At 43.1% G+C, this 20,937-nt stretch carries 12 protein-coding genes, 2 tRNA genes and 3 rRNA genes; 6 read left to right on the top strand and 11 right to left on the bottom strand.

Annotation, left to right across the window (positions count from 1 at the left end):
- Positions 1 to 38 precede the first annotated feature (38 nt).
- Both ACH784_RS00520 and ACH784_RS00515 read right to left on the bottom strand, forming a co-directional pair.
- Complete coding sequence (locus ACH784_RS00520) at positions 39 to 1,268, bottom strand: hypothetical protein (RefSeq protein ID WP_404392590.1); 1,230 nt, start codon at positions 1,266 to 1,268, stop codon at positions 39 to 41.
- Positions 1,261 to 1,914, bottom strand: coding sequence for a methylamine utilization protein (locus ACH784_RS00515; RefSeq protein WP_404392588.1), 654 nt, complete (start codon positions 1,912 to 1,914; stop codon positions 1,261 to 1,263). Before ACH784_RS00515 ends, ACH784_RS00520 begins: the two co-directional genes overlap by 8 nt.
- A gap of 346 nt (positions 1,915 to 2,260) precedes the next feature.
- On the opposite strand from ACH784_RS00515, the gene ACH784_RS00510 reads away from it, so the two are divergent.
- Positions 2,261 to 3,281 (top strand): IS630 family transposase gene (locus tag ACH784_RS00510; RefSeq protein ID WP_404395135.1). Its coding sequence is split into 2 segments (ribosomal slippage): positions 2,261 to 2,713 and positions 2,715 to 3,281, totalling 1,020 coding nucleotides; the frame shifts between segments, so codons are not numbered across the junction.
- A gap of 127 nt (positions 3,282 to 3,408) precedes the next feature.
- Here the strand turns inward: ACH784_RS00510 and rrf are convergent.
- The 7 genes from rrf to rhlB all read right to left on the bottom strand — a co-directional run bounded on the left by rrf (position 3,409) and on the right by rhlB (position 11,832).
- A 5S ribosomal RNA gene (gene rrf, locus ACH784_RS00505) occupies positions 3,409 to 3,522 on the bottom strand.
- Between the two features lie 93 nt (positions 3,523 to 3,615).
- Positions 3,616 to 6,499, bottom strand: a 23S ribosomal RNA gene (locus ACH784_RS00500).
- Positions 6,500 to 6,759: 260 nt separating this feature from the next.
- A tRNA-Ala gene (locus ACH784_RS00495) sits at positions 6,760 to 6,835 on the bottom strand.
- 43 nt (positions 6,836 to 6,878) lie between these two features.
- Positions 6,879 to 6,955: transfer RNA gene (locus tag ACH784_RS00490), tRNA-Ile, on the bottom strand.
- Positions 6,956 to 7,030: 75 nt separating this feature from the next.
- Positions 7,031 to 8,563: ribosomal RNA gene (locus tag ACH784_RS00485) — 16S ribosomal RNA — on the bottom strand.
- Together the 16S, 23S and 5S rRNA genes with 2 tRNA genes alongside form the textbook arrangement of a ribosomal RNA operon.
- Positions 8,564 to 9,033: 470 nt before the next feature.
- Positions 9,034 to 10,524 (bottom strand): guanosine-5'-triphosphate,3'-diphosphate diphosphatase, encoded by a 1,491-nt coding sequence (gppA, locus tag ACH784_RS00480; protein WP_404392586.1) that lies wholly within the window; start codon positions 10,522 to 10,524, stop codon positions 9,034 to 9,036.
- 39 nt (positions 10,525 to 10,563) lie between these two features.
- Positions 10,564 to 11,832, bottom strand: a complete 1,269-nt coding sequence (gene rhlB, locus ACH784_RS00475; protein WP_404392584.1) for an ATP-dependent RNA helicase RhlB — start codon at positions 11,830 to 11,832, stop codon at positions 10,564 to 10,566.
- A gap of 92 nt (positions 11,833 to 11,924) precedes the next feature.
- Here rhlB and trxA point away from each other — a divergent pair, with 92 nt between their 5' ends.
- From trxA to ACH784_RS00460, 3 genes are all read left to right on the top strand, one after another.
- Positions 11,925 to 12,251, top strand: a complete 327-nt coding sequence (gene trxA, locus ACH784_RS00470) for a thioredoxin TrxA (RefSeq protein ID WP_058028399.1) — start codon at positions 11,925 to 11,927, stop codon at positions 12,249 to 12,251.
- 190 nt (positions 12,252 to 12,441) lie between these two features.
- On the top strand, positions 12,442 to 13,701 hold the full coding sequence (gene rho, locus ACH784_RS00465; protein ID WP_404392582.1) for a transcription termination factor Rho: 1,260 nt from the start codon (positions 12,442 to 12,444) through the stop codon (positions 13,699 to 13,701).
- Between the two features lie 119 nt (positions 13,702 to 13,820).
- Positions 13,821 to 15,086, top strand: coding sequence for a methyl-accepting chemotaxis protein (locus tag ACH784_RS00460; protein ID WP_404392580.1), 1,266 nt, complete (start codon positions 13,821 to 13,823; stop codon positions 15,084 to 15,086).
- Here the strand turns inward: ACH784_RS00460 and ACH784_RS00455 are convergent.
- Positions 15,063 to 17,930, bottom strand: a complete 2,868-nt coding sequence (locus tag ACH784_RS00455) for an ATP-binding protein (protein ID WP_404392578.1) — start codon at positions 17,928 to 17,930, stop codon at positions 15,063 to 15,065. The genes ACH784_RS00460 and ACH784_RS00455 overlap by 24 nt on opposite strands.
- Before the next feature lie 70 nt (positions 17,931 to 18,000).
- Here ACH784_RS00455 and ACH784_RS00450 point away from each other — a divergent pair, with 70 nt between their 5' ends.
- Positions 18,001 to 18,585 carry a DNA-J related domain-containing protein gene (locus ACH784_RS00450; RefSeq protein WP_404392576.1) on the top strand — a complete coding sequence of 195 codons (585 nt, stop codon included), beginning with the start codon at positions 18,001 to 18,003 and terminating at the stop codon, positions 18,583 to 18,585.
- Here ACH784_RS00450 and dbpA read toward each other — a convergent pair.
- Positions 18,582 to 19,958 carry an ATP-dependent RNA helicase DbpA gene (gene dbpA / locus ACH784_RS00445; protein ID WP_404392574.1) on the bottom strand — a complete coding sequence of 459 codons (1,377 nt, stop codon included), beginning with the start codon at positions 19,956 to 19,958 and terminating at the stop codon, positions 18,582 to 18,584. The two genes, ACH784_RS00450 and dbpA, sit on opposite strands and share 4 nt — an antisense overlap.
- 179 nt (positions 19,959 to 20,137) lie before the next feature.
- On the opposite strand from dbpA, the gene ACH784_RS00440 reads away from it, so the two are divergent.
- Complete coding sequence (locus ACH784_RS00440) at positions 20,138 to 20,926, top strand: tetratricopeptide repeat protein (RefSeq protein WP_404392572.1); 789 nt, start codon at positions 20,138 to 20,140, stop codon at positions 20,924 to 20,926.
- Positions 20,927 to 20,937 lie beyond the last annotated feature (11 nt).

Genomic DNA, 20,937 nt, shown 5'->3' with positions numbered 1-20,937 from the left:
CTTTTTCATGGCAAATAAATAACCAGAGCTCAGGTTAACTAAAACTGATAACTAATTGTCGCTCGCCAAACTTTGTCTTTCACATCATATGGCAATCCGCTTTTATAGCGATAACTTAACCAGCTATCAGAATAAAGCCACTCAACCCCTGCGCGCCAACGCTCTGAAAACGCACGACTTGCATGTAATGTCAGCGCTTGGTTGTCACTTGCATTAGGATCAAACACCCAGTGATCTTTATCAATCACCTTTGATTGCTCAAATCGCGCTGAGAAACGATAATCTTGCCATTTGTGGCTTAGTAACAAAAACCAACTATGAAAATCATTATTTACACCCCGAGCTTTGCCCATCGCGGTTGACCCCGACATAGCTTGAGCTACTAAATGGGTCTGCTTTGTTAGCTTACTTTTCCAAGCGACACTCAAAAATCTAGTATCCCAAGCATATTGACCAATTGTCTCATTCAAGACCGCTGGATCGCCATTATTATCATACCAATACACTCGCAAGCTATGCTTTTTCAAATACTCTAAATGCGCACCAAAGTAATAACCAAAACGACCATCAATTTCATGAAAAGGATCAGAATGCTGCCATTGCTTAGATAATTGAGGTTTTTGAAGAGAGTATAAAGGCGCGAAACCAATACGCTCGTTTAAATGTGTTTGTCTGTCATGAGGCAGTAGTCCTCGCCACGCAATCAAAGTACCTGCGGGATCATTACCTTTGAAAACAGCGCCATGAAAACTGAAGTCGTATTTACTTCTAAACTTACGTGCAGGGCGCTTTATGACCAACTCTGCACCTATGGTTCTGATTTCTTCGCCAAGCCAAGCATTCAAAGCCGAGTAGTGGTAGGAATAAGGTGAAGACCAGCCAAAACCAGTGTTTTCAAGAGACATCTTAGGGTAAAACGCACCAAGTTTGGTTGATACATGATAGCCTTGAGCTGCGGGACTATACTCAAGAAAAGCCTCAGTGAAACCAACTGTCGTTTTAGGATCCGGCACATATTGTGCGACTCCTTGAAATGACCAGCTATCAGCAAAGTCTATACGCCCTGCCAGTGCTGCACGTGAAACTGACAGCTTATTATCATTTTTACCGAATCGTGTTGCCCCCCAACCTTTATCAAGCCAACTGACTGATTCTGAGCCTGTGTCATAACTAAAATCGAACTTACCTTCAAACTTTGTTTGAATATTAGCTGCAACTGCAGCATGAGTGCATAGCAGAGCAGAACAAACTCCAAGTATTTTACTCATAACCATCCATCTCATCTGCTTCAAAATCGAATGACTCCATAAGCGGTTGTTTTATTGTGTATGTAATTTTTTGATTGACTGAGTCAATAACTACCGTGAGCTGTTCACTGCTATCTAATTTTTCAAAGCGTTCATGCCAAACATTTAACAATGATGAACCCAACTGCTGTTTATCTAACTCAATTTTCGCAACGCCATTATCATTAGTTAACGCATAAGAGTGAGAGTTAACAACAAGAATATAACCAAGCATCCAGTCATGGATATTACATCCGAGCTCAACAACGCCTTGGTTTTCGAATGTGATCTCAGATTTAGGTGTATCTCGATATAACTTCAATTCAAATAGTTTTGGTTTTGAAAACGAATAAACATGGTGCAATATAGAGTCGAAATTAGGAAATTCCACTTTTGCACCTTGCGGTACCACTAAAATATGCGGTGTAAAGGTTCTGTCTTTTTGTCCCATACTGAACATCTCAGCGGCTTGGTTAGTTTTGAGCTGGTGTTTCTTTCCCTCGAACCATACAACTGCATCGCTGAGTACATTACCTTCTTGATCTTTAACGGTTACCTCAAGCGCTTGTGAATTAAAAGCAGCTAACAATAAGGTGAAAAATAATAATTTTAGGTTCCTAGATTTCATTTAAATTATCCGTTTCGCAGGCTACTTTTTCTAAACCCGTTAAGTAACCCCATTTCGAGATTAGTTAAGCATACACATAGATGACCGAATTATTTAAATTTATTATTCAATTTATGTGCAAAATTAGCGACAGCGAATGCTCTTCTTTTGCGCAAGGTGAAGTGAGCTAGTTTAGCTGTAGCTGAGAAAGTGTATTTAATAACAAGCGTGAAATCGGGCTTCAAAATGAACAGAGTGGCCACTATGAAGGTTGCTCACTTCACCTTGCGCTAATACCATTCCGCTTAAATATCTGATCTAATAGAAGTCATATAAAATCACCAACTCAATAACGTTGAACACAAACATATCTGAACAGCTTTTATCGCTTTCCCGAAAAGAACCCAACGCACGAAAGCGCATTCGATTGCTTGCCGTGTCATTATTTTATGAGGGCAATAGTAGAGCCGACATTGCAAAACGCCTTAATACTGCACGAAGTAGTGTTAATAAATGGGTCTCTAGTTACCTAGAGCATGGCCTCGATGGCTTAGACAATAAGCCTATTCAAGGGCGTCCATCTAGACTCCAACAACCACAGCTTGAGCACCTGTCTGAGTTTATAAAGCGCGCAAACTCAGACCTTCAAGGTGGCCGTCTAACCGGTGAGGACATTGTGCATTACATTAGCACCGAGTTTGGCGTTCATTACCACTTAAATCATGTCTATAAAATACTAAAACAGCTTGGCTTTAGCTGGATCACAAGTCGCTCGAAGCATCCTAAGCAATCACAGCAGAGGCAAGAAGCTTTTAAAAAACTTTCTACTGGAAACGATCCTTCACACTCCAGGCCACCTTCCTCTTGACCGTATCGATGTCTGGTTTCAGGATGAAGCTCGATTTGGTCAGCAGAACCCGACTACACGCATTTGGGCTGAAACAGGAACACGGCCAAGGATTGTGAAACAACAACAGTTTGAATACGGGTACTTATTTGGTGCAGTATGTCCTGCCACAGGCCAAACTGAAGCGTTAGTAAGTCCATTCGTAAATAAAGAAGCGATGAGGCAGCATATGCGTCAAATATCACAAGCTACACCAGTTGGCAGGCATGCAGTTGTGATTATAGACGGCGCAGGCTGGCATACAGATGATACTGCGGCAGAATTCAGCAACTTAACGCTCATAAAACTTCCTCCTTATTCACCAGAGCTAAATCCAATAGAACAAGTATGGAGCTGGATACGACAACATTGTTTATCCAATAGAGTGTTTTCTGGCTATGACGGCATAGTTGATGAAGTTTCAAAAGCATGGAATCAATTTATTTCACTACCGGATCGAGTGAAGAAGATGTGCAGCCGAGAATGGATAAAGCTGACTTAATCTTTATGCGGAATGGTATAATTCGTCTTTTTATCACCGAGCATTACCTCATCACTGTGCAAGACGATTTAGCACCCTAAACGCAAAAAAGCCCGACTCTTTTGAATCGGGCTTTCTTTAAATAGGTGCTTGGCGATGTTCTACTTTCACATGGGAGACCCACACTATCATCGACGCTGTTTCGTTTCACTTCTGAGTTCGGCATGGGATCAGGTGGTTCCAAAACGCTATGGTCACCAAGCAAATTTGTTAAAATCTGGAAAAAATCTGATAATTCTAAAACTGTCTACTCTAGTTCATATTAGCTTCTGAGCTAAAACCACTTTGGCGTTGTATGGTTAAGCCTCACGGGTAATTAGTACTGGTTAGCTTAATGTATCACTACACTTCCACACCCAGCCTATCAACGTTGTAGTCTCCAACGGCCCTTCAGTTAACTTAAAGTTAAAGTGAGAACTCATCTCGAGGCTCGCTTCCCGCTTAGATGCTTTCAGCGGTTATCGATTCCGAACGTAGCTACCGGGCAATGCAATTGGCATCACAACCCGAACACCAGCGGTTCGTCCACTCCGGTCCTCTCGTACTAGGAGCAGCCCCTCTCAATTCTCAAACGCCCACGGCAGATAGGGACCGAACTGTCTCACGACGTTCTAAACCCAGCTCGCGTACCACTTTAAATGGCGAACAGCCATACCCTTGGGACCGACTTCAGCCCCAGGATGTGATGAGCCGACATCGAGGTGCCAAACACCGCCGTCGATATGAACTCTTGGGCGGTATCAGCCTGTTATCCCCGGAGTACCTTTTATCCGTTGAGCGATGGCCCTTCCATTCAGAACCACCGGATCACTATGACCTACTTTCGTACCTGCTCGACGTGTCTGTCTCGCAGTTAAGCTGGCTTCTACCATTACACTAACCGTACGATGTCCGACCGTACTTAGCCAACCTTCGTGCTCCTCCGTTACTCTTTGGGAGGAGACCGCCCCAGTCAAACTACCCACCAGGCACTGTCCACAACCCCGATTAGGGGCCTATGTTAGAACATCAAACATACAAGGGTGGTATTTCAAGGATGGCTCCATGACAACTGGCGTCGCCACTTCAAAGCCTCCCACCTATCCTACACATGTAGGCTCAATGTTCAGTGCCAAGCTGTAGTAAAGGTTCACGGGGTCTTTCCGTCTAGCCGCGGGTACACAGCATCTTCACTGCGATTTCAATTTCACTGAGTCTCGGGTGGAGACAGCGTGGCCATGGTTACACCATTCGTGCAGGTCGGAACTTACCCGACAAGGAATTTCGCTACCTTAGGACCGTTATAGTTACGGCCGCCGTTTACCGGGGCTTCGATCAAGAGCTTCGTCCGAAGACTAACCCCATCAATTAACCTTCCGGCACCGGGCAGGTGTCACACCGTATACGTCATCTTACGATTTTGCACAGTGCTGTGTTTTTAATAAACAGTCCCAGCCACCTGGTCACTGCGGCTGTCGTCAGCTTAAAGAGCAAGTCTCATCACCAACAACAGCGTACCTTCTCCCGAAGTTACGGTACAATTTTGCCTAGTTCCTTCACCCGAGTTCTCTCAAGCGCCTTAGTATTCTCTACCTGACCACCTGTGTCGGTTTGGGGTACGATTCGAAATAATCTGAAGCTTAGAGGCTTTTCCTGGAAGTAGGGCATCATCAACTTCACCACCGTAGTGGCTCGTCTCGACTCTCAGCCTTAGCGACCCGGATTTTCCTAAGTCACCAGCCTACAGCCTTTCACATGGACAACCAACGCCATGCTTGATTAGCCTGCTCCGTCCCCCCATCGCAATTATTCCAAGTACGGGAATATTAACCCGTTTCCCATCGACTACGCTCTTCAGCCTCGCCTTAGGGGTCGACTTACCCTACCCTGATTAACATGGGATAGGAACCCTTGGTCTTCCGGCGTGCGGGTTTTTCACCCGCATTATCGTTACTCATGTCAGCATTCGCACTTCTGATATGTCCAGCATGCCTCCCGGCACACCTTCAGCCACTTACAGAACGCTCCCCTACCCCGCATACTAATGTATGCAGCCGTAGCTTCGGTGGTATGTTTAGCCCCGTTACATCTTCCGCGCAGGCCGACTCGACTAGTGAGCTATTACGCTTTCTTTAAAGGATGGCTGCTTCTAAGCCAACCTCCTAGCTGTTTTAGCCTTCCCACATCGTTTCCCACTTAACATACACTTTGGGACCTTAGCTGACGGTCTGGGTTGTTTCCCTCTCCACGATGGACGTTAGCACCCACCGTGTGTCTCCCGGATATTACTTTACGGTATTCGGAGTTTGCAAAGGGTTGGTAAGTCGGGATGACCCCCTAGCCTTAACAGTGCTCTACCCCCGTAAGTATTCGTCCGAGGCTCTACCTAAATAGATTTCGGGGAGAACCAGCTATCTCCCGGTTTGATTAGCCTTTCACTCCAAGCCACAGGTCATCCCCTAACTTTTCAACGTTAGTGGGTTCGGTCCTCCAGTTGATGTTACTCAACCTTCAACCTGCCCATGGCTAGATCACCGGGTTTCGGGTCTATACCTTGCAACTCAACGCCCAGTTAAGACTCGCTTTCGCTACGGCTACCCTAAACGGTTAACCTCGCTACAAAATATAAGTCGCTGACCCATTATACAAAAGGTACGCAGTCACCCTCGAAGGGCTCCTACTGCTTGTACGTACACGGTTTCAGGTTCTATTTCACTCCCCTCACAGGGGTTCTTTTCGCCTTTCCCTCACGGTACTGGTTCACTATCGGTCAGTTGGGAGTATTTAGCCTTAGATGATGGTCCACCTATATTCAGTCAAAGTTTCACGTGCTCCGACCTACTCGATTTCACTTTAGATAAGTTTTTGTGTACGGGACTGTCACCCTGTATCGTCAAACTTTCCAGAATGTTCCACTAACTACACTAAAGCTTAAGGGCTAGTCCGATTTCGCTCGCCGCTACTTTCGGAATCTCGGTTGATTTCTTTTCCTACGGGTACTTAGATGTTTCAGTTCTCCGCGTTCGCCTCGTTAACCTATGTATTCAGTTAACGATACCTGCAAGCAGGTGGGTTTCCCCATTCGGAAATCCTAGTCTCAAGCGCCTCTTACTGGCTTGACTAGGCTTATCGCAAGTTAGTACGTCCTTCATCGCCTCCAACTGCCAAGGCATCCACCGTGTACGCTTAGTCACTTAACCATACAACCCAAAATAGTTTTAAGTTGTACTGCTAAAGACAGTTTTAACTTCGCCAGAAGTTAATATTGAATACTAAAGTAGACGCTAATAAACAAATGAATGTTTATCGGCATTGTTTTACTTTTGAAAACTCTTTTTAGAATTTCTTCTAAAAGAATTAATTATCAGCTTTTCCAAATTTTTAAAGAGCAAGAGAATTACTTCTCAGAGTTAAAGACTCTGTAGTCAAAGCATTTATCTATGAGGAGTAAGTAGTAAAGTGGTGGAGCTAAGCAGGATCGAACTGCTGACCTCCTGCGTGCAAGGCAGGCGCTCTCCCAGCTGAGCTATAGCCCCACATTACTAGGAATACATTGTTTATGACCGACTTTAAGCAAAGTGGTGGGTCTGAGTAGACTTGAACTACCGACCTCACGCTTATCAGGCGTGCGCTCTAACCAGCTGAGCTACAGACCCAAACAATGTTTTGTTCTCTAATTCTATTCAACAATCATCTGTGTGGACACTACGAACAAATCTGTTCTAAATCGTTAAGGAGGTGATCCAGCCCCAGGTTCCCCTAGGGCTACCTTGTTACGACTTCACCCCAGTCATGAATCACTCCGTGGTAAGCGCCCTCCCTAAGGTTAAGCTACCTACTTCTGGAGCAACCCACTCCCATGGTGTGACGGGCGGTGTGTACAAGGCCCGGGAACGTATTCACCGCGGCATTCTGATCCGCGATTACTAGCGATTCCGACTTCATGGAGTCGAGTTGCAGACTCCAATCCGGACTACGACGCACTTTAAGTGATTCGCTAACTCTCGCGAGCTTGCAGCACTCTGTATGCGCCATTGTAGCACGTGTGTAGCCCTACACGTAAGGGCCATGATGACTTGACGTCGTCCCCACCTTCCTCCGGTTTATCACCGGCAGTCTCCTTAGAGTTCCCGACCGAATCGCTGGCAACTAAGGATAGGGGTTGCGCTCGTTGCGGGACTTAACCCAACATCTCACAACACGAGCTGACGACAGCCATGCAGCACCTGTATCAGAGTTCCCGAAGGCACCAAACCATCTCTGGTAAGTTCTCTGTATGTCAAGTGTAGGTAAGGTTCTTCGCGTTGCATCGAATTAAACCACATGCTCCACCGCTTGTGCGGGCCCCCGTCAATTCATTTGAGTTTTAACCTTGCGGCCGTACTCCCCAGGCGGTCTACTTAATGCGTTAGCTTTGGAAAAGTTGTCCGAAGACCCCAGCTCCTAGTAGACATCGTTTACGGCGTGGACTACCGGGGTATCTAATCCCGTTTGCTCCCCACGCTTTCGTACATGAGCGTCAGTATTGACCCAGGTGGCTGCCTTCGCCATCGGTATTCCTTCAGATCTCTACGCATTTCACCGCTACACCTGAAATTCTACCACCCTCTATCATACTCTAGTTTGCCAGTTCGAAATGCAGTTCCCAGGTTGAGCCCGGGGCTTTCACATCTCGCTTAACAAACCGCCTGCGTACGCTTTACGCCCAGTAATTCCGATTAACGCTCGCACCCTCCGTATTACCGCGGCTGCTGGCACGGAGTTAGCCGGTGCTTCTTCTGTAAGTAACGTCACAGCTAGCAGGTATTAACTACTAACCTTTCCTCCTTACTGAAAGTGCTTTACAACCCTAAGGCCTTCTTCACACACGCGGCATGGCTGCATCAGGCTTGCGCCCATTGTGCAATATTCCCCACTGCTGCCTCCCGTAGGAGTCTGGACCGTGTCTCAGTTCCAGTGTGGCTGATCATCCTCTCAAACCAGCTAGGGATCGTCGCCTTGGTGAGCCATTACCTCACCAACTAGCTAATCCCACTTGGGCTAATCTAAGGGCGAGAGCCGAAGCCCCCTTTGGTCCGTAGACGTTATGCGGTATTAGCAGTCGTTTCCAACTGTTGTCCCCCACCCTAAGGCATATTCCCAAGCATTACTCACCCGTCCGCCGCTCGTCATCTTCTAGCAAGCTAGAAATGTTACCGCTCGACTTGCATGTGTTAGGCCTGCCGCCAGCGTTCAATCTGAGCCATGATCAAACTCTTCAATTAAAAGTTTTTTGAAACCGAAGTTTCGTGCTCAATGAATTCTGTATAAATTGACTATATAGTCACTCATAAGAAATTGAGACTCTAATTTTTTTGCTCCTGAATCAAGAGCTGTTAGAACTCAATCTGTACGAGTGCCCACACAGATGATTGCTTCATATTTTTAAAGAACGTTGAAACTAACCTTGGTTAGTTACCGCAGCCTTGCTGCGAAGTGGAGCGCTATAATAACGACTTCACTTTTTATGTCAACACTTAATTTAAAAAGTTTTTAAATTTAAGTTTTATTTGACTCGACATCGTTTTGATTTGCTTTTCAGCGTCTCGCCCCGTGTCAGTGGGGTCGCATTATAGGGAGAGCAGAAAATTACGCAAGCCCTTTTTTAAAGAAAAATGCAAAAAACTAACTGTTCGCGTGTATTTTGACCGAAACCTTATAATTTCGATGTTTTATGTAGAATAAGTGAGCAGTTTTAGCTACTAAACTGCCAATTTAGCTTTGATTGATACACGCTTTCTTGTTCAAGCTCACTTTTCATAAGTGGGTGTTGAGCTAACCAGTCTTCAGAAAAGCTAATATTAAGTCTGTTTTTATCTGCTTTTACTTCAAAGGTAGGTAAAACATCATCTTTGCGTCGCATAGATAGGATAACGGCTAGCCTAATTATGCGTACTAACTTTTCGGTCAGTGCTTTATTAGCACCAAGATGTGAAAACAGTGCATCATTTAAATCGGCACGGTGGCCTTTTAAAAGACTGACAATGACTTTCTTTTCTGCTGGCGAGTAACCCGGCATATCGGTGTTACTTAATATATAGGCGCTGTGCTGATGATATTGTTTGTAATCTATTAGCAAACCAATTTCGTGTAAGTGCGCTGTTGCGCAAAGCAATACATTTACTTGCTGTAAATCTAGTTGCCAGGCATGCTGAAGTTGTTTTGCTATTAATAGGGCTACATCTGAAACACGTTTCGCTTGCTCTTTATCGGTATGAAAACGCAGTGCAAAGCTTTCAAGCGTTCTTTCACGAATATTAGAATGGTGTAGATCTGAGATCATACTGTAAAGCACACCTTCTCGAAGCGCGCCACCTGCAAGCCCCATCTGCTGAATATTCAGCGCTTCAAATAATGCAATAAGAATTGCTAATCCAGAGACAAACACCAAACGGCGTTCTTCACTGAGACCCGGCAAAGAAAGTGTTGATACGTTTTTATGCTTTATCGCTTCGGCTTTTATATGCTGTAACTTTTCTAAAGAAAGCAGATCAGTTTGCCCTGTTGCAGCTAAGATCTCTTGAATTGCTTGCACAGTACCAGATGCACCAATGGCCAACTCCCAGCCAGTCTCAATATATTGATACTTTATTGGTGCGATTACTTTATGAGCGGCTGATATGGCATTATCAAAATTACTTTCAGAAAGTAATCCATTTTGGAAGTAACGCTCTAGATAAGTCACACACCCCATATCTAAGCTTTTATAAAGCAGCGCTTCAAACCCTTTGCCTATGACAACCTCGGTACTTGCACCACCAATATCGATCACCAATTGTTCACCTTGGCATGCAGAAGTATGTGCAACACCTTTATATATAGTACGCGCTTCAAGCTCACCACTGATGATATTGATTTTATGATTGAGAATTTTTTCGGCTTGAGTTTTGAACTCATGGGCATTAGTAGCAAGCCTCAGCGTTGCCGTTGCGACAATGCTGATATTTTGCTTCGGTATATCTTGCAACCTTTCGGCAAATAGCGCCAAACACTCCCAGCCACGTTGCATTGCATCAGAAGATAACATGTTGTTTTCGTCCAAGCCTGCAGCCAGACGCACTTTACGTTTAACCCGACCGATGGTGTGAACACCACCGGCAATGTGTTTTGCAATCAACATATGAAAGCTGTTAGAGCCCAAATCAATAACGGCGAAGACGTTATTATTATCTATATTTTTGGCCACTTTGTACCTCTAGCTGCAAGATCCCGCAATTACAACTTCTTAAGTGTTCGCTTTCGATTTATTGTAATTTGATTGACGTCGATTGTTTCCCTTTCTTGGGCCAGAGTGATGACGTCTTCTCTGCGTATTTGGTTTAGGTAAATCTTCAATTAATGCTGTTTTATCATAATGAGACAGAGGAATCGAATGTTCTATGTACTCTTCGATCTCATGTAAGTTATATGCATACTGTTCACAGGCAAAACTGATTGCATGACCTGATGCACCAGCACGACCCGTACGACCAATTCTGTGAACGTAATCTTCACAGTCATCCGGTAAATCAAAGTTGAATACGTGACTTACTTCAGGAATATGCAGACCACGCGCAGCAACATCGGTTGCCACAAGAATATCTAAATCACCTTTGGTAAATTGTGCCAAAATTGACTGACGTTTCTTTTGATTTACATCACCGGTTAATAAGCCTACACGATGTTTATCTGCTTTTAGCCACGCATATACGTTTTCACAACTTTGCTTAGTGTTTGCAAATACAATTGCTTTTTCAGGCCATTCTTCTTCTATTAAGGTAAGAAGCAACGGAATTTTGTCATCATGAGAAGAGTGAAATAATTCTTCTTGGATACGTTTACCCGTTTTTACATCTGGCTCAATTTGCACATGCTCTGGATTGGTCATGTGTTCAAAAGCTAACTCTTGCACTCGATAAGATAAAGTCGCAGAGAAAAGCAGGTTTAATCTTTCAGCTGTCGGTGGCATACGGTTGAATAGATAACGTATGTCTTTAATGAAGCCCAAATCAAACATACGGTCAGCTTCATCAAGTACAACAACTTCGATTTCATTAAGGTTATAAGCACCTTGTTTGTAGAAATCGATTAGACGACCCGTAGTACCAATTAAAATATCGACACCTTTTTCGAGTTGCGCCCGTTGTTTTTCATAATCTTCGCCACCATATACTAAACCTAAGTTTAGACCACAGTGTGGCGCAATAATTTTTGCATCTTTATGGATCTGAATCGCAAGCTCTCTCGTAGGAGCCATGATCAGCGCTCTTGGGTGCTTTCTGGAGCGACCTTCTGTTTGCATCAAACGGTGGCAAGTGGCTGTTAAAAAAGCCAATGTTTTACCAGTACCCGTTTGTGCTTGACCAGCGATATCTCGCCCGTCACAGACAAAAGGTAAACACTTTGCTTGGATTGGCGTGCAATATTCAAAGCCATTCTCAGCTAATCCGGCGACCACTTCCGGTGCAATAGCAAAGTCAGAAAATTTTTTATTGGTCAAATGTGTCTTAGTCATAGCAATTAAGCATAACGTTTAAACTTGCAATAAGAAACAAGAGTGTTTAAATACGCAATAAATAAATTCGCCAATTTCTAACGGAGAACGCAATGAGCGACAAAATTATCCAGCTTACTGACGACAGCTTTGAAGCTGATGTAATTAAATCAGACCTACCTGTACTTGTAGACTTTTGGGCTGAGTGGTGTGGTCCTTGTAAAATGATCGCGCCAATCTTAGACGAAGTTGCTGAAGAATTTGCTGGTAAAGCGGTTATCGGTAAATTAAACATCGACCAAAACGCAGGTACTCCACCTAAGTTTGGTATTCGTGGTATTCCTACTCTGCTTCTTTTCAAAGATGGTGCAGTAGCTGCGACTAAAGTTGGTGCGTTATCAAAAACTCAACTTGTTGAGTTCTTAAACGACAACATCTAAGTCTTTTATATACGCCTTACCAATGTAAGGCGTATATCCCACCTGCCTACCAATAGTTTTTTCGACTAAATTTGTTTAAAGACTGGACGACTAGCAAGCTAACTGCTAATTTATAAAGCCACTAACCTTTAGCTTTATCAAATCAACCTCTCATCACTGAGATGACAATTGTTATAAAGAACCCACCAATATGCATTTACGCGAATTAAAAGACAAGTCAATCAACGAACTTGTAAAACTAGCTGAGTCCATGGGACTTGAAAACGTAGCCCGTTTAAGAAAACAAGACATTATTTTTGCCATTTTAAAAGCTCACGCCAAAAGCGGTGAAAACATTTATGGCGGCGGCGTTTTAGAAATTCTACAAGATGGCTTCGGCTTTTTACGTTCATCAGAAGCCTCTTATTTAGCTGGTCCTGATGATATTTATGTTTCACCAAGTCAAATTCGACGCTTCAGTATGCGTACTGGTGATACGATTAGCGGCCTTATTCGCCCACCTAAAGATGGTGAGCGTTACTTCGCACTACTAAAAGTAAACGAAGTTAACTTCGATAGACCTGAAAACTCTCGTACTAAGATTTTATTTGAAAACTTAACGCCTATTCATGCGAATGAGCGTTTTGTTATGGAACGTGGTAACGGTAGTACAGAAGATATTACTGCCCGTGTTCTTGATTTAGCATCACCTATCGGTAAAGGTCAGCGTGCCCTGATTGTTGCTCCGCCTAAAGCGGGTAAAACAATGTTGCTACAAAATATCGCGCAATCGATTACCTACAACAACCCAGATGCAACTCTAATGGTTCTACTAATCGACGAGCGTCCGGAAGAAGTAACTGAGATGCAGCGCCTTGTAAAAGGTGAGGTTGTTGCTTCAACATTCGATGAACCAGCAAGCCGTCACGTACAAGTTGCCGAAATGGTTATCGAAAAAGCAAAACGCTTAGTTGAGCACAAGAAAGACGTTATCATCCTACTTGATTCAATCACACGTTTAGCGCGTGCTTACAACACTGTCATTCCTTCATCTGGTAAGGTACTAACCGGTGGTGTTGATGCAAATGCACTACACAAGCCAAAGCGTTTCTTCGGTGCTGCACGTAACGTTGAAGAAGGCGGTAGTTTAACAATTATTGCAACAGCGCTTATCGATACTGGCTCTAAGATGGATGAAGTTATCTACGAAGAGTTTAAAGGTACCGGTAACATGGAATTACACTTAAATCGTAAGATTGCTGAAAAGCGTGTATTCCCTGCCATTGACTTTAACCGCTCAGGTACGCGTCGTGAAGAATTGCTGACGAAACCTGATGAGTTACAGAAGATGTGGATCCTGCGTAAGATTGTTCATGAAATGAGCGAAATTGACGCAATGGAGTTCCTCATCGATAAGCTCTCAATGAGTAAAACGAACGACGAGTTCTTTGAACTTATGCGTCGTAAGTAAATACTTTAAAAAAGCCTGCTGATGCAGGCTTTTTTGATCTTAAATACTATCGCATAACCCCCGTTTTTTTACTATGCTACTTATTGACTTACGTGCTTAGACAGGGAGCAGTTCATTCCATGAAACCCTTTCAATTAGTTAGAAATTTTTTTATTGCCAATACATTGCTGCTATTAGTTTTGCTGCCATCTTTGTCAGTTTCTTGGGCTACAACAGGTATCATCATTACCGTACAAGCCATCTTAGGCAGTATCGCAACGTGGTACGCAAGCAGACAAGCAAGCAACGCGGAGTATTTGCAAACCTTAGTTAATGCCATTAATCATGATGGACTGATAGATTTAACTTATCGCTTTGATGATAGTAAGGTGTCAACACCACCGGCCTGTTTAGCGATCAATGCGTGCCTTGCCACCATTGAACACATTATCGGCGAAGTATATGCCTCTTCCTCTCGCTTATCCCCCATGGCAGATGGACTCAGAGACACCTATGCATCAATGACACAAAAAGCAACCATTCAACACGCCCACGGTGAGGACTTAGCAGATTCCATCACCCGTATGTTAGCTGTGTCTCGAGAGCTTGATAGTAATTTAGAAAAAATTTATACCTCCGTTGAAGCCGCCACTGATGCTGTTAAGAAAACCCGTGTTGATACCGACAAAAGCCAAGCAAGCTTAATGAGCTTGGCAAAAAATATCGAACAAACCAGTGCACAAATTGAAACGCTCAAAATAGATTCTGATGCGATCAGCTCTGTTATTGACGTGATTAATTCCATTGCCGAGCAAACGAATTTATTAGCACTTAATGCTGCGATTGAAGCTGCGCGAGCGGGTGAACAAGGTAGAGGCTTTGCGGTTGTTGCTGATGAGGTGAGAAGCTTAGCTGCACGCACCAGTCAATCAACTCAACAAGTACGCGAAGTTGTCAGCAAAATACAGGCAGGTACTGACAGCGCACACCAGCTCATGCTAAACGCGCTTGAAGAAACAAAACAGACAGTGACACTGTCTGAAGCATCAACAAGAGAGGTTGACCAAATCGAGTCTGCGATGCTTAACATTAACTCTATGTCGCACAGTATTCATGAACAAGTGAAAGATCAAAAAGCCGTATCTGATGAAGCGCAAACAAGTATTGAGTCAATGGTTGAGCTCAACTCTGATGCCCTATCAAGTTCAAAAATTCAAGCTGTTTCAAGTAGTGATTTAATTAGTCTTGCCCACAGTATTCACGATAAGTTGGCAATATTTAAAGTGGATGAAGCAAGCTTAGATCATGATCCACGAACAGATAGAACCCGCTTACACTCTGAAAGTTCAAATACGCAGCGCTCCCCTGAAATTCAAGCTGATTCAGGAGACATTGAGCTGTTCTGATAACTGTACTTGTTGCAGTTCATCACACAAGATTAAATACCAATGTTGCAACCCATGAGAATCAACTTCTTGTGGGTTTTTTAATGCTTGTTCCATATGCTTCGCTGTCTTGGCGATATCTTCAAAACCAAAGGTACTTGCGGCACCGGCTAAGCGATGGCAAACCGCTCTTAACTCAAGCCAGTCTTGCTTTTGCCACAACTCAATCACAGTAAAACGCTCTTGCTCAAGGCTTAAAGCAAAACTGGTAATTAGGTCACTAATATCGACTTGCATAGTTATGTCATCAACGCCACCAGCCTCTACTAAGAAATCGCTTAACGCAAGGTGCAGCTTATCTCTATCTAGTGGCTTTCCTAAGTGACCTGCAAACCCAAGCTCTAGGTAAGACTGAATTTCATGCTGCATAACATTTGCTGTCAGAGCAAAAATAGGCCCAGTAAAGCCAGCTTGTCGAAGCAGTTTAAACGCTTCTAGACCATCTAGGATTGGCATTTGTATATCCATTAAGATCAAATCAGGATATTCACTCAGCGCTTTCTCTACCGCAACTTGACCATTTTCAGCAGTAATGACCTCTACGCCTAGTTGAGAAAGAACGCGCTCGAATAATGCGCGATTATCATCATGGTCTTCGGCAATCAGAACCGTGCCATTTAGCTTGGCTAGCTGAGAAATAGGTCGAGGCGTTTTATGCGCGAAACTGGAATCTAACATGGAGTCTAGACGCGCACATGGAATCACAATATAAAACTGACTGCCCTGTTGAGGCGCGCTTTTAACTTGAATGCTGCCGCCCATCATAGTGGCTAATTGCTGCGATAAACATAAGCCCAGTCCAGAACCACCAAAGCGGCGCGTTATACTATTATCGCCTTGTTGGAAACAATCAAAAATACGCTGCAATTGCGCAGCATCCATGCCAATTCCCGTATCATTTACAGAGAATTTCACACCATTATTTTCTTGGCTTACCACTAATTCGACATGACCATACTCTGTAAACTTAACCGCATTACCCAGTAAGTTAATTAGCACTTGCTTTAATCGCACATAATCAAGCCTCACCACATAAGGCGTCGGTAAATGGTTGACCAATATGAAGTTCAACCCTTTCGCCTCGCATACATGCTGAAACATATCCGTGACATCATCTAATAGTTGCTCTAAGGCAAACTCAGTAAATTCTAATTCAAAACGCTGTGCTTCAATCTTACTCAGGTCTAGCACATCACTAACGAGTTCTTTTAAATGCTCACCTTGCCTTTGAATAACCTGCAAAGGCCCTTGAATGTGCTTATCATGCTGATATTCGTGGAGCAGCGCTTCACTATTACCTATAATAGATGTCAGTGGAGTTCGGATCTCATGACTAATATTTGCTAAAAACTGACTTTTAACTTTGTTTGCTTCACCTAGCTCGTCAGCAAGTTTTTGTAATTCAGCAGTACGCTTTGCTACTTGTTGACTCAGTTCTATATTGGCAGCGCGTTCCATACGCTTTCTGTACATACTCACAACCGCAACCGTACCTGTGATCAATAATAAGATTGCAAACCAAGTTAATTGCTCACGCTGTTCAATTTGTAGAGTTTGTACCGCTTGTTGCTGCTTAAGTAATGCAATTTCTTGATTTAACTCTGATGCTTCAATCTTGCTCTGGTATTCATTTAAACGTGCGTACAACTGATCATTTAACAATTGTCTTTGTAACTTTTGGAATGCATTAAAGCTTTCCATGGCTTTTTTAGGCTCCCCCATATGTGCCTGTACTATAGCAAGAATCGCCAAGCCTTCTTTTTCTCGTAATTTAGAACCTTGAGCACGAGCAAGTGCAATTGATGTTTCTATGCTTTGCAAAGCAGCTGCAAAATCACCATGATAAACCTGCAGTTTTGCTAATGGATAAAGCGCTTCCATACGGCCTGAATCTAAGTCAACTTCTTCTGCATATTGCAGTGCCTTTTGCGCTTCTTCATAGCCACGCTCCATGTCGCCTGAAGCCACACTCAAGTTTGCAAGATTACTGTATTCAAACGTTAAACTTCGCGCAGAACCCACTTTTTCGTAGTACTCAATAGCAGCCTGTAAACTTGCTCTTGCTAACTCACGTTCACCTGTTTCGCTATAGATAACACCCAAGTTTGCTTGTGCTAACGCGGCTCCGTATTCGTCATTGAGTTGATTAAATAACCCAATCGCACGTAACAGCATGTCTTCTGCAATTTCGTAACGATATTGACGTATATATGCACCCGATAGGTTTAACAACATATCGGCTTTATCTTGCTCGTTACCATGAAGCTCATACAAACGATGCGCTTCAACGTAATGACGAATGGTGCTCTCTAGATCGTGAGCTTTGAGGAGTGCCAAACCTAAGTTGTTATGAATATTTGCCAACTCAAGGGGCTTATTTCTTAATTTGGCTATATTGAGCGCTGTTTGATAATACTCAATCGACTTCGCATACTCACCTTGATAGTAAGTAGTGATACCCAGCATTTTGTAAGCTGTAAACTTATCATCACTACTTTGATCTTCGGCTTGCAATAACGCGAGTTGCTGAAAATACGTCTGAGCAGACTTTAGCTTTTCTCGGTTTAAGGACTCTCTGCCCATTTCAATAAGAAAAGCACTGAGTTCGGCTGGGTTATTTTGCAATAAAGTGATGTGTTGTTGAGCTGTATTTTGTGCTGTCTGCCAGTCTGAAAGCTGTTTAATCTGTTCAATTACAGGTGCAGACTGGATAGCCGGAGTAGCGGCCATGTGAGGTGAAAAAAAGAGACAGTTTATTGCTAATAGCAAAGCAGTTTGCGTATTTCGCTTTGGCCTAATCAACATCCTTGCCCTCATTGCCTACTAAAAAATAATCATGTTAAGGTGAAGATACACCAACAAACTCAGAGGGACAATGTTGCGTCCAATTCTAGATGAAATTTTTTCTGTGCTCAGTAATGGCGAGCATTACAAAGTTCATACTTTAGCAGCGCACTTGCAAGCAGTTGAATTGCTTAAGCAACTTGATGAAGATCCAAATCAGGACCTATTCAAACGCAATTTTGTTTTGATGAATAGCTTATACAGCTTGCAGTCAGAGTTAATTGAAGACGGTATTTACTTGCATGTAGATAGTATGGATATTTATCTTGCAGATAAGGGCCAAGCTCCCGAATTAAACACGCCACTTAGAAGCTATTATTTAGATTGGCAAAACTATCACACTGATAATAAAGAAATTGAGGCGCTACTTGATTCTTTTTGGCAACGATTTAGCTATCAGCAATATTCCACTAACCAACCATTAGACAAAGCAACTGTTGATAATTTATGTCAGCAATGGCAAATAACTCAGCCGCTTGAAGAAAAAGCCATTCGCCGACGCTGGCGACAATTGGCTCTAAAATACCACCCAGACAAGGGGAGTGATGATGATTTAATGTTCAAGCAGTTACAAGACGAATACCAGCAACTGCTTAGTCATATCAAGGTGTTTTAGTTAACTCGTTTCACCTGGTATTTTTTACCTTTAATTTTGTTATCTCGCAGCTTTCTAAAGGCAGGCTTACTTGCTTCGCGCTTCACAGCAACAAACGATTGGTTTTCAAATACAGTGATCTTACCAATTTGCGAAAAGCCAATACCCTCTTCGCCTGTTAAGCAACCCACAATGTCACCGGCTCGTAATTTTTGTTTTTTACCGCCATCAATATAGAGGGTTTGCATTTCAGGTTTATAAGGTGGTTTCTCTAATAAACTTAGCGAAGGTAAAACAGCAGGTTCAAATTCACGATCATATAGCTGCTCTATTTGCTTAACTCTGAACGCCTCTTTTTCACCAAAAATAGAACAAGCCAGGCCTTTTTTATCACCACGACCTGTTCGGCCTACACGGTGAACATGGGTTTTAGGGTCGAGTGCAAGATGATAATTAATCACCATGTCCATATCATCAATATCCAAGCCTCGCGCAGCAACATCAGTCGCCACCAAAATAGAGGCACTCTTATTAGCAAAACGCATCAACATCATGGCGCGCTCTTGCTGTGCTAAATCGCCATGCAGTGCCGAAGCATAAAAGCCCGCCTCTTTTAATTCTTCAAATAAGCGCTTAGCTTCAACCTTGGTATTACAAAACACCACACAACTTTTTGGTTGATGCTTCATCAGCAGTAGTCGCAGCGTGTTAAAACGCAGCTTGTTATTACTGAGCTTATAAAAAGTCTGTTTGATACTTTTATTGATCCCCACCTCTTCAATTTTGACTTGTTGTGGGTTGCGCATCAGCTGCGCTGAAAGCGATTCAATATTTTTTGGATAAGTTGCGCTAAATAAAAGGCTTTGACGCTCAGGTGGTAAATAAGCAACGATGTTTTCTATCGCATCAGTAAAACCCATATCCAGCATTTGGTCGGCTTCATCAAGCACTAAGGTGTTTACTTGCGTTAAGTCTAGCGTGCCTTTAAACAAATGATCTTCAATACGCCCTGGCGTACCGACAATGATATGTGCACCATGTTCAAGAGAGCTTATTTGCGGTCCAATAGGCACACCACCACACAGGGTAAGAATTTTAACGTTTGCTGTGCCACTGGCTAACTTTCTAATTTCTGTCGCCACTTGATCTGCCAATTCACGTGTAGGGCAAAGCACTAAGCCTTGTACATGCATACTCGATACATTGAGTTTAGATAACACACCGAGCGCAAACGCCAAGGTTTTACCCGATCCTGTTTTTGCTTGTGCAATCACATCTTGTTGGTCGAGGATAAGTGGCAAGCTTTGCGCCTGCACGTCCGTCATCTGTTTAAACCCTAATTGCGCAATGGTCTCAAGTAATACTGGTGATAAAGCCAATGTATTAAATTGCATGATGCTTTGAGTCTCTCTTATAAAGCTAACTTAATGGCTTAGTTTACCAGTAAATTTACTCGACCACACTGATGCATAACTGCAATTAAGCATCAAAATTCTGCCGCTCAGAGTTTCAGCGAATGACTAAGTAGCAAACTTATGGCAGACTGAAATTTTATCGGTACAAGGAAGCTATTATGCAAAACCTCTTTCAAAAATCACTTTTTTACTTCCATGACCAAACTGACAAACTCTATAAACATCATCACAAAACACTGTTTGTTATAGCTCTCATAGTTATTGCTTACTTCGTACATAGCATTTATGAAAACAAACAGCAGCAAGCAGTCTTTTTAGCAGACCCTCAAATTGATGATGTACTCATTTTAGATATGGGACACATAAACACAGACCGAAAATACCAAGCTCAATATCGCGTGGCTCAGGTACTTCAGGTTGACGACGAAACAGTTACACTGAAACAAGGTAGCTATACCTATCGGAAAAAACGCGGTGCCGAGCGCGCTATTAAACTAGATAGCTTAATGCTCAATAACTATTTCCGTCCTGCGCTATTAAGCTTCAAAAAGTCAGAGCTCTCAGCACTTTATGACAAAGGCGCTATCGACGAAATTTATCGCCCAACTGATATCTATGTGATGGGTGGCATTGTCAGACATAGAGCTATGCCTGAGCGGGTTCCGCATAAACTTAAGATAGCTTTCAATCAATACAACCAAGAAGGCGTGCAAGCTTATTTAGCAAGAGACTTTGAAGAAGCAAGAAAACTTTTCACACTCGCAGCGGAGCAAGGCCATGACTGGGGTCAATACAACCTTGCCGATATGCTTGAATATGGTGAAGGTGGCAATATTGATTTAGCTGGCGCGTATAAATGGTATAAAAGTGCTGCAGAGCAAAATAACCTAAAAGCGAAGGCGGCACTTGAATCATTTTGTGATAAACACAAAGCGCTTTGCCGTTAAACCTGTTGTAG

Origin of the sequence: Pseudoalteromonas phenolica, assembly GCF_044788725.1 — a bacterium.
In the GTDB taxonomy this organism is placed as follows: Bacteria; Pseudomonadota; Gammaproteobacteria; order Enterobacterales; family Alteromonadaceae; genus Pseudoalteromonas; species Pseudoalteromonas phenolica_C.
Note: the sequence above shows the minus strand (reverse complement) of the source record. Positions and strands in the feature narration are given on the sequence as shown.